This window comes from Streptomyces daqingensis (genome assembly GCF_014645895.1).
Taxonomy (GTDB): Bacteria; Actinomycetota; Actinomycetes; order Streptomycetales; family Streptomycetaceae; genus Streptomyces; species Streptomyces daqingensis.
Map to the genome: position 1 here is coordinate 85,910 of NZ_BMMP01000021.1, position 10,013 is coordinate 95,922.

The 10,013-nt window shown below is 68.8% G+C and carries 3 protein-coding genes, 1 tRNA gene and 1 rRNA gene; 1 reads left to right on the forward strand and 4 read right to left on the reverse strand.

Annotated elements, in window-relative coordinates; translation table 11 throughout:
* Positions 1–72 precede the first annotated feature (72 nt).
* Entirely contained in the window at positions 73–5,733 is a 5,661-nt protein-coding gene (locus tag IEY56_RS25180) for a HAMP domain-containing protein (RefSeq protein ID WP_189039566.1), read from the reverse strand.
* A 524-nt stretch (positions 5,734–6,257) separates the two neighbouring features.
* Between IEY56_RS25180 and IEY56_RS25185 the strand changes: the two genes are divergently transcribed.
* Positions 6,258–8,873: a SpoIIE family protein phosphatase gene (locus IEY56_RS25185; RefSeq protein WP_229712187.1), complete on the forward strand. Its 2,616-nt coding sequence runs from the start codon at positions 6,258–6,260 to the stop codon at positions 8,871–8,873.
* A gap of 92 nt (positions 8,874–8,965) precedes the next feature.
* Here the strand turns inward: IEY56_RS25185 and IEY56_RS25190 are convergent.
* The 3 genes from IEY56_RS25190 to rrf form a co-directional block, all read right to left on the reverse strand.
* Positions 8,966–9,038: transfer RNA gene (locus tag IEY56_RS25190), tRNA-Thr, on the reverse strand.
* Positions 9,039–9,147: 109 nt separating this feature from the next.
* A complete protein-coding gene (locus IEY56_RS25195) occupies positions 9,148–9,834 on the reverse strand; it encodes a DegT/DnrJ/EryC1/StrS family aminotransferase (RefSeq protein WP_189039567.1) in 687 nt (228 codons plus the stop codon).
* 103 nt (positions 9,835–9,937) lie between these two features.
* Positions 9,938–10,013 (reverse strand): 5S ribosomal RNA (rrf, locus tag IEY56_RS25200); the annotation flags it as partial.

Sequence of the window (10,013 nt, forward strand, 5' to 3'; positions counted from 1 at the left end):
TCCCCCTCGACCGTACTTCACACGACTTCTGCACACTGCGTCAGCGGCCGGGCCCCCTGGCACGGTGCCATATCAACGCGTCCTCATCCACTCCCTCATGACAGACAGCAGATGGTCTGTGTCGACCGGCTTGGTCACGTAGTCGGACGCACCTGCCTCGATGCTCTTCTCCCTGTCGCCCTTCATGGCCTTCGCCGTCAGCGCGATGATCGGCAGTCCGGCGAACTGCGGCATCTTCCGGATCGCAGCCGTCGTGGCGTAGCCGTCCATCTCCGGCATCATGATGTCCATCAGCACCACCGCGACGTCGTCGTGCTGCTCCAGCACCTCGATGCCCTCCCGCCCGTTCTCTGCGTAGAGCACCTGCAGTCCGTGCTGTTCCAGCACGCTGGTGAGCGCGAAGACGTTGCGGATGTCGTCGTCGACGATGAGCACCTTCTCCCCGGTGAAGTCGCCCCCGGGACCGGGCTCGACGAGGTCCTGGCCGCTGTGGAGCCAGTCCTCGTCCTGCGCCTGCTCGGCGCCGGCGCCCTCGGCCGCTTGCGAACGCGCCTTGCCCGGCGCCCCGTTGCTGCCGCCGCGCCCGCTGCGGCCGTTCTGCAGGGCTCGCGGCTCCGGCTGCGCCTCAGGGGGCAGCTCCCGCTGCTGCTCGCCCTCTGTGGCCGAGCGCTGCCGGCGGCGCCGCACGAGTGAGGCGGCAGCACGCTCCGCCTCCGATGCGGCGGGCTCCTCACCCTCCTCGTCGGAAGCCGCGGCGGCGTCCTCGGAAGGCTCGCCGGAGGACTCTTCCGCGGCGTCGACGCGCTCCAGCGGTTCGATGCGCTCCGCAGCAGCCGCCGTGGTCTCCGCCGCCGCGGCGATGGCCAGCGTGTTCGAACCGAGCTGCGCGTAACCCTGCGGCGGCAGTTCGGTCGGATGCAGCGGAAGGTAGAGCGTGAACGTGGATCCGCGGCCCGGCTCGCTGGCGGCGTAGATCTCACCGCCGAGCAGCCGCGCGATCTCCCGGCTGATGGACAGGCCGAGCCCCGTGCCGCCGTACTTGCGGCTGGTCGTGCCGTCCGCCTGCTTGAACGCCTCGAAGATGACCCGCATCTTGCTCGCGGCGATACCGATGCCCGTGTCGGTGACGGAGAAGGCGATCATCTCGGCGTCGGCGTCCAGCAGCGAGCCGTGCTCCAGCATCTGCTCGCGGATGACCTCCGGGACCTCTGTCTTGGCGGAACGGATCACCAGCTCGACGGCGCCGCCGTCGGTGAACTTCACCGCGTTGGACAGCAGGTTGCGCAGCACCTGCAGCAGGCGCTGTTCGTCGGTGTGGAGCGTCGCCGGCAGCTCCGGCGAGACCCGTACGGAGAAGTCGAGGCCCTTCTCCGCCGTCAGCGGCCGGAACGTCGCCTCGACATAGTCGACGAGCTGTACGAGCGCGATGCGCGTCGGGCTGACGTCCATCTTGCCCGCCTCGACCTTCGACAGATCGAGGATGTCGTTGATCAGCTGCAGCAGGTCCGACCCCGCGCCGTGGATGGTCTCCGCGAATTCGACCTGCTTCGGGGAGAGATTGCCCTCCGCGTTGTCCGCGAGCAGCTTCGCCAGGATGAGCAGCGAATTGAGCGGCGTACGCAGCTCGTGGCTCATGTTGGCGAGGAACTCGGACTTGTAGCGCATCGAGACCGACAGCTGCTCGGCACGCTCCTCCAGGACCTGCCGGGCCTCCTCGATCTCCCTGTTCTTGATCTCGATGTCGCTGTTGGTCTGCGCGAGCTGTTCGGCTTTCTCCTCCAGCTGCGCGTTGGACTCCTGCAACGCCCGCTGCCGGTTCTCCAGCTCCTCCGAACGCTCCCGCAGCTGCTCGGTCAGCTCCTGAGACTGCCGCAGCAGCACCTCGGTCCGCGTGTTGACGCTGATCGTGTTGACACTGGTCGCGATCATCTCCGCGATCTGGTTGAGGAAGTCCTTCTGGATCTGCGCGAAGGGCTGGAACGCCGCCAGCTCGATCACGCCCAGGATCGTCCCCTCGAAGATGACCGGCAGGACGATCACATGGGCGGGAGGCGCCTCACCCAGACCGGACGAGATCTTCAGATATCCGGGCGGAGCGTTCTCCACCAGGATCGTCCGTCCCTCCTGCGCCGCGGTCCCCACCAGGGACTCACCCGGCGCGAAGGTGGTGGGCATGGTGCCCTTCGAGTAGCCGTAACACCCCAGCATCCGCAGCTCGTACTGGCCGTCCGCGCTGTGGTCGGCGCCGATGCCGACGTCCTCCTTGTCCTCGTCCGTCGAGACGGCGAGGAAGAACGCGCCGTGCTGTGCGGAGACGACCGGCGTCAGCTCGCTCATGATCAGACCGGCCACGTCGGTGAGGTCCCGGCGGCCCTGCATGAGCCCGGAGATGCGGGCGAGGTTGCCCTTGAGCCAGTCCTGTTCCTGGTTGGCGAGGGTGGTCTCGCGCAGATTGGCGATCATGGTGTTGATGTAGCCCTGCAGCTGCAGGATCTCACCGGCCGCCTCCACGTCGATGCGCACGTTGTGATCGCCGCGCGTCACGGCGGTCGCCACGTCGGCGATGGCACGCATCTGGCGGGTCAGGTTGGAGGCCATCTCGTTCACCGAGTCGGTGAGGTCCTTCCACGTGCCCGCCACGCCCTGCACGCGTGCCTGGCCGCCCAACTGCCCCTCTGTGCCCACCTCTCGGGCCACCCTCGTGACCTGCTCGGCGAAGGACGAGAGCTGGTCGACCATCGTGTTGATGGTCGTCTTCAGCTCGAGGATCTCCCCGTTGGCCTCGATGTCGATCTTCTTCGTCAGGTCACCGCGGGCGATGGCGGTGGTGACCATCGCGATGTTGCGGACCTGCCCGGTGAGGTTCGACGCCATCGAGTTCACGGACTCGGTGAGGTCCTTCCACGTGCCGGCGACCCCGGCGACCCGCGCCTGACCGCCCAGCACACCGTCCGTGCCCACCTCGCGGGCGACGCGCGTGACCTCCTCCGCGAAGGTCGACAGCGCCGTGACCATCGTGTTGAGGGTGTCCGCGAGCTGCTCGACCTCGCCGCTCGCTTCGACGGTGACCTTCTTCGTCAAGTCGCCGTTGGCGACCGCGGTGGCCACCTGCGAGATGTTGCGCACCTGGCTGGTGAGGTTGTTCGCCATCAGGTTGACGTTCTCGCTCAGGTCCTTCCAGATGCCGGTGACGCCCGGCACCCGCGCCTGGCCGCCGAGCATGCCTTCCGTGCCCACCTCGCGGGCCACGCGCGTGACCTGCTCCGCGAACGAGGACAGCTGGTCCACCATCGTGTTCACGGTCGTCACCAGAGCGAGGATCTCACCCTTGGCGTCGACGGTGATCTTCTTCGACAGGTCGCCCTGCGCCACCGCCGTGGTGACTTCCGCGATGTTCCGCACCTGGGACGTCAGGTTGTTCGCCATGAAGTTGACGGACTGCGTGAGGTCCTTCCACGTACCCGAGACGCCCTTGACCTCCGCCTGGCCGCCGAGGATGCCCTCGGTACCCACCTCGCGGGCCACGCGCGTGACCTGCTCCGCGAACGAGGAGAGCTGGTCCACCATCGTGTTGAGGGTGTTCTTCAGCTCCAGGATCTCGCCGCGCGCGTCGACGGTGATCTTCTGGGAGAGGTCACCCCGCGCCACGGCGGTAGCGACCTGCGCGATGTTGCGCACCTGGTCGGTGAGATTGCCGGCCATGCCGTTGACGGAGTCCGTCAGGTCACGCCACACACCCGCGACTCCGGGCACCTGCGCCTGACCGCCCAGCCGTCCCTCGGTACCGACTTCACGGGCGACGCGGGTCACCTGCTCCGCGAACGCCGAGAGCTGGTCGACCATCGTGTTGATGGTGTTCTTCAGCTCCAGGATCTCGCCGCGCGCATCCACCTTGATCTTCTGGGACAGGTCGCCCCGCGCCACAGCGGTCGTCACCTGCGCGATGTTCCGCACCTGAGAGGTGAGGTTGCCGGCCATGAAGTTGACGGAGTCCGTCAGGTCCTTCCACGTGCCGGAGACACCGTCCACGCGGGCCTGACCGCCGAGGCGCCCCTCCGTGCCCACGTCGCGGGCCATCCTGGTGACCTGCTCCGCGAAGGAGGACAGCTGGTCGACCATCGTGTTGACGGTGTTCTTCAGGTCGAGCATCTCGCCGGAGACGTCGACCGTCACCTTCTGCGACAGGTCGCCGTTCGCCACCGCCGTCGTCACCTGCGCGATGTTGCGCACCTGGCCGGTGAGGTTGCGGAACGCGGTGTTCACCGAATCGGTGAGGTCCTTCCACGTACCGCCGGCGCCGGGTACCTGCGCCTGACCGCCCAGTTCGCCCTCGACGCCGATCTCCCGTGCCACGCGGGTGACTTCGGCACCGAACGAGGACAACTGGTCGACCATCGTGTTGACCGTCGTCTTCAACTCCAGCATCTCGCCGGAGACGTCGACCGTCACCTTCTGCGACAGGTCACCGTTCGCCACCGCCGTCGTCACCTGCGCGATGTCCCGCACCTGAGCGGTGAGGTTGCGGAACGCGGTGTTCACCGAATCGGTGAGGTCCTTCCAGATCCCGGCCGCACCGGGCACCTGCGCCTGGCCCCCGAGGACGCCCTCGGTGCCGACCTCGTTGGCCGCACGCGTCACTTCGTCCGCGAAGGTACGCAGCGTCTCGGTCATCGTGTTGATCGTCTCGGCGAGCTGCGCGACCTCGCCCCGGGCGTTGACGGTGATCTTCTGGGAGAGGTCGCCGTTGGCGACCGCCGTGGTGACCTGCGCGATCTCACGCACCTGCGAGGTGAGATTGCCCGCCATGAGGTTGACCGAGTCCGTCAGGTCCTTCCACACGCCTGCGACGCCCTGCACGCGCGCCTGACCGCCCAGCTCCCCCTCGGTGCCGACCTCGCGCGCGACGCGCGTCACCTCGGACTGGAAGGAGGAGAGCTGGTCGACCATCGTGTTGACGGTGTTCTTCAGCTCCAGCATCTCGCCGGCCACGTGCACGGTGACCTTGCGCGACAGGTCGCCCTTGGCGACCGCCGTCGTCACCAGCGCGATGTCCCGCACCTGAGCGGTGAGCCGGGAGGCCATCGTGTTGACGGAGTCCGTCAGGTCCTTCCAGGAACCGGACATACCGCGCACACGCGCCTGCCCGCCCAGCTTGCCCTCCGTCCCGACCTCGCTCGCGACGCGCGTCACCTCGTCCGCGAACGTCGACAGCTGGTCGACGAGGCCGTTCACTGTGCGTCCGACCTTCAGGAACTCGCCGCGCAGCGGGTGCCCGCCGCCGTCCGAGCCCCGCGAGCGGAGATCCATCCGCTGCTCCAGGTCGCCCTCGGCGACCGCGGACAGCACACGGCCGACCTCGGAGACGGGCCGGACCAAGTCCTCCACCAGCGCGTTCGACGCGTCGATGGCGGCGGCCCAGGAGCCCTCGCACGTACCGGTCTCCAGCCGCTCGGTCAGCTTGCCCTCACGGCCCACGACGCGGCGTACCCGCGCCAGTTCACCCGTCAAATGCAGATTCTGATCCGCGACCTCGTTGAAGACGGCCGCGATCTCCGCCATCGGCCCGTCTCCCGTGACGGTCAGACGCTTGCGGAAATTGCCGTCCCGCATAGCCGTCAGCGCCGTGAGGAGCTTGTTGACGGAAGCCGCGTCGACCTCGATCGTCCCGCTCTTCCGGGAGCGGCCGCCCTTCGGGCGCGTACTCCTGCTACGCGCCGCTGCGCCAGACTCCACCGTGTCCCTCCCGAAGGGTCGACCGTACTGCCGTCATACCCGGGTTGTTGCTTCGAGCCTTCCCAGTGTTTCACCCTGCCCGAACCAGGCGATAACAGTTCGGCAGCATGGCACACAGCTCTACACACGGCCCGGCCGGAAAACACACCGGATCCGGCACCCGCGCACACTGCGAACGTAAGTAACCTGGCCTCCGGCTGTCCATCCGCCCCCGATGCGCCGGGGACAGGGCGAAAGGCACGAAGGGCACAGAAGAGCACGGAGCGTGCAGGGGCAGCCGCCAGGGCACGAAGAGCAACGGAGGGGCGCCGCGGGTGACGCAAGAGAAGAGCGCCGACCGCGGGGACGCCCCGGCCGACAGCGGCATGGGTCTCCCGGTGGACGGCAGCGGCGGCGGGCACAGCAACGGCAGCACATCCGGGACCGGCGGCGCACCCAGCATCGTGCCCCAGTGCCTCCCGCCGGACGCGGACGGAGGCAGCGGCGGACCCGCCGGCAGTGAGCAGCGATACAAGGGGAAGCAAGTGATCACCGCGAGGGCAGCGGCCACGTTCGAGCCTGTCGGACGTTCCGTCGCGACGGCCCGGGCCTTCGTGCGGGACACCCTCCAGGGCTGGGGCCTGGGCGACATCGTCGACGACGCCGTCGTCCTGACCAGCGAACTCGTGACCAACGCCGTCGTGCACGCCGGCACCGCTGCGGAGGTCGTCTGCCTGCGCGACGGCGACGGCGTCCGCGTCGAGGTCGTCGACCGCTACCCGGAACGCGAACTGCCGCTCCAGGACCCCGCCCAGGTGATCGCCAGCCCCGACCGCGAAGGCGGCCGCGGGCTGCTGCTCTGCGCCGCCCTGGCGTCGCACTGGGGCGTCGACTACACGGCAGCCGACAAGCGCGTCTGGTTCAGCCTCGACCTCCCCGAACGCCCGGTCGGAACCCGGGCAGCCGGCCCCGCACTCCCCGACGACGCGCTTCCCGTGGCCGATACACGCGTCCACGTCGCCGTCGTCCAGATCGACCGCCATGGAGCGATCGCCGCCTGGAACGAGGACGCCCATAATCTTTTCGGCTACGCGGCAGAGCAGGTGCGCGGCAAGCCCCTCACCGACTTCGCGGCCTGGCCCCACACCCCGGGCACCAGCACCGGCATCGCCGAGGCGCTCCTGCTGTCGCGCTGGGAGGGCTCCTACGGGCTGCGCGGCGCCGACGGCCGTACGATCCCCGTCTACGCCTCGCACCTGCGCGTGCGCGACAGCGACGGCGAACCGTCCACTGTCTGCCTCCTCGTACGCGACCACGAGCGCGCCATTCTCCAGACGCCGCTGCGCTCTCCCGCGCCGGACTCCGCAAGCCGCCAGGACAACGGCGAGGGGCCGTCCGACCCCTTCGAAATCTTCATCGGCTCCCCCGCTCCCGACGACCTGGACGGACTGCTGCAGCGCACGGTGGAACGCGCACGCGACATGCTCGACGGCGACGCGGCCTACCTCCTGCTGGCCACCGACGACGAGACCGAACTGGAGGTACGCGCCTCCACCGGCCTGCCCTCCGCCCGGCAGCGCTTCGCCCGCGTGCCCGTCGAGGCCGGAACGGGACGGTACGGATCCGCCCGCATGCCCTCCGTGCACGAGGACCTCACGGTCGTTCCCGGCGCGGTGCCCCTGCTGGACGGGACGGGGATGCGCGCGGTCGTCACGGTCCCGCTCAAGGTCGAGGGGCGGCTGACCGGTTCGCTTGGCGTCGCCACCGAGTCACCGGGCCGCTACACCAACGAAGAGGCACTGCGTCTGCAGTTCGCTGCCGACCGCATCGCCCTCGCAGTCGAACGCGCACGCCTCACCGAACTGGAGCGGCTCCGCCGCGGCTCCCTCTCCTTCCTCGTCGAGGCCTCCGACCTGCTCGCGGGCACCCTCGACAGGGACCAGACGCTGGCCCTCATGGCTCAGATGACGGTCCCCACCCTGGCCGCCTGGTGCGCTGTCTACACAGTCGCCGAGCCCGGCTCCGACCCCAAGCTCTCGTACGTGCTGCACGAGGACGAGGACCGGATCGACAACCTCAAGGCGCTCCTGGCCAAGGTCGATCCGCCCGACCCCGTCCCCACGCCCGGTGCGCGCGTCTGGAGCGCCCCCGCCGAAGCGGCCCACTCGGCCGCCTTCCGTACGTCACTGCGCAGCGTGGCGCTGGGCGAGGACGAACCGCACCTGTCCTCTGGCACTTCGCGAGCGACCGCGTCGGCCGTCGGCGGCGAGACAGTGGTGCTGCCCCTGGTGGCCCGCAACCGCGTGATCGGCATGCTCACGCTCGGCAAGCCGACGGACGAACGGTTCCGTCAGGAGATCCTCGAACTCGCCGAGGACCTCTCCCGCCGTGCGGCTCTCGCACTGGACAACGCACGGCTGTACTCGGAACGCACCGCCATCAGCCAGTCGCTGCAGCGCAGCCTCCTCCCGCCCGAACTGCCCGACGTGGGCGGTGGCGTGGAAGTAGAGGTCATCTACCGCGCGGCTGGAGAGGGTAACGAGGTCGGAGGCGACTTCTACGACCTCTTCGACATCTCCGAAGGCACCTTCGGCTTCGCCATCGGCGACGTCTGCGGCACCGGCCCCGAAGCCGCCGCGGTCACGGGCCTCGCCCGGCACGCACTGCGCCTCCTGGCGCGCGAGGGCCTGGGCGGTCCCGCGGTGCTGGACCGGCTCAACACCGCCATCCTCGACGAGGGCGCGCGCAGCCGCTTCCTCACGCTGCTGTACGGGGAGTTGCGGCCGCAGAGCGACGGCAGCGCGGAGCTCAAGGTGGTCTGCGCCGGCCATCCTCTGCCGCTGCGGCTGCGACAGGACGGCAGCGTCGAACCGGCAGCCGACCCGCAGCCGCTCCTGGGCGTCATGGACGACCTCGAGCTCTACGAGCAGACGATCATCCTCGAACCGGGCGACGTACTGCTGTGCGTCACCGACGGCGTGACCGAACGACGTGAAGGCACCCGCATGCTCGGGGACGACGGGCTGGCAGACGTGCTCACCACCTGCACAGGCCTCACCGCCGGCGCGGTAGCCGCACGCATCATGCGCGCCGTCGAACGATTCGCGAGCGACGCGCCGTCCGACGACATGGCCATCGTCGCAATGCGGGTCCCGGAGTAACCGACCGGTCCGGCGTCCACGCCGGCCGTTCCACGTATGCGCACGCGAAAGGCCCCCGCCGAGAGCGGGGGCCTTTCAACTGCCTTGCTGAGAGCCCCAAAACGGAATCGAACCGTTGACCTTCTCCTTACCATGGAGACGCTCTGCCGACTGAGCTATTGGGGCGCGCTGCGGCGCCGCTGATCTTACCCGATCCGACCCGGCTGGGCCGAATCGGCACCCCGGCCCTCGTGGTCCGCCGCAACAAGCCACTGCCTTCGCCTACTTCCTCCGCTCAACAGGCCGACTCCATGACGAGTCCGCCCAGCCCGTTGCACGCGGACACCACTCGCTGCAGCTCCCGGTTCGTCGTCGACGCGTCCAACGGAAGCGCCAGCGTCTCGTCTGCGGCACGTTCTGATTCGGGCAGCCGCACATCGGCACGGAACTCGGCGGTACGGTGCGCCGGCGTTCTCACCGGGACGTAGCACGCCACGCCCCTAGCCTGCAGCGCGCGCTTGAAGGCATCCCGGTCAGGCCTGCCGTTGCCTGGGACGCGCACGACATAGTCCGTGTACGCATGCTCAATCCCCGTCGCGGCCGTCGGCACGACGACGCCACGCAGTCTCGCGTCGAGGTACGAGGCGCACTGCCGGCGCCGGATCGCGTCTACTGCCACGACGTGGGGTCGGACGCCGACGTCGACCACCTGCAACCCGCGCCGCTGGGCGAGCCCTTGCAGGCACACCATGTCCGCGGGATGCCCGAAGAGATGTACCGGAACGACCGCGACCGTCGACGAGGTCACCACGGCGTCCACGGAGTCCGGGTCCAGGCAGAGACTTCGCGGCTCGATATCCGCGAACACCGGCCGGGCGCCCAACTCCCTCACCGCTGCTGCTACTTCGAAGCCCCCAAAGGAAGGCACCACGACATCGTCTCCGGCGCTTACCCCGGCTGCAGTCAATTCGCTCGTCCCCATGCGTGCGATGCTGCGGTCGCGACATGAACTCCTGGTGACGGAATGAAAAAAGGCCGTGATCCCCGGACTTAACAGTCCAAGAACCACGGCCTTTTCAAAAAGAGTTCGGCGGTGTCCTACTCTCCCACACGCTCCCGCATGCAGTACCATCGGCGCTGTAAGGCTTAGCTTCCGGGTTC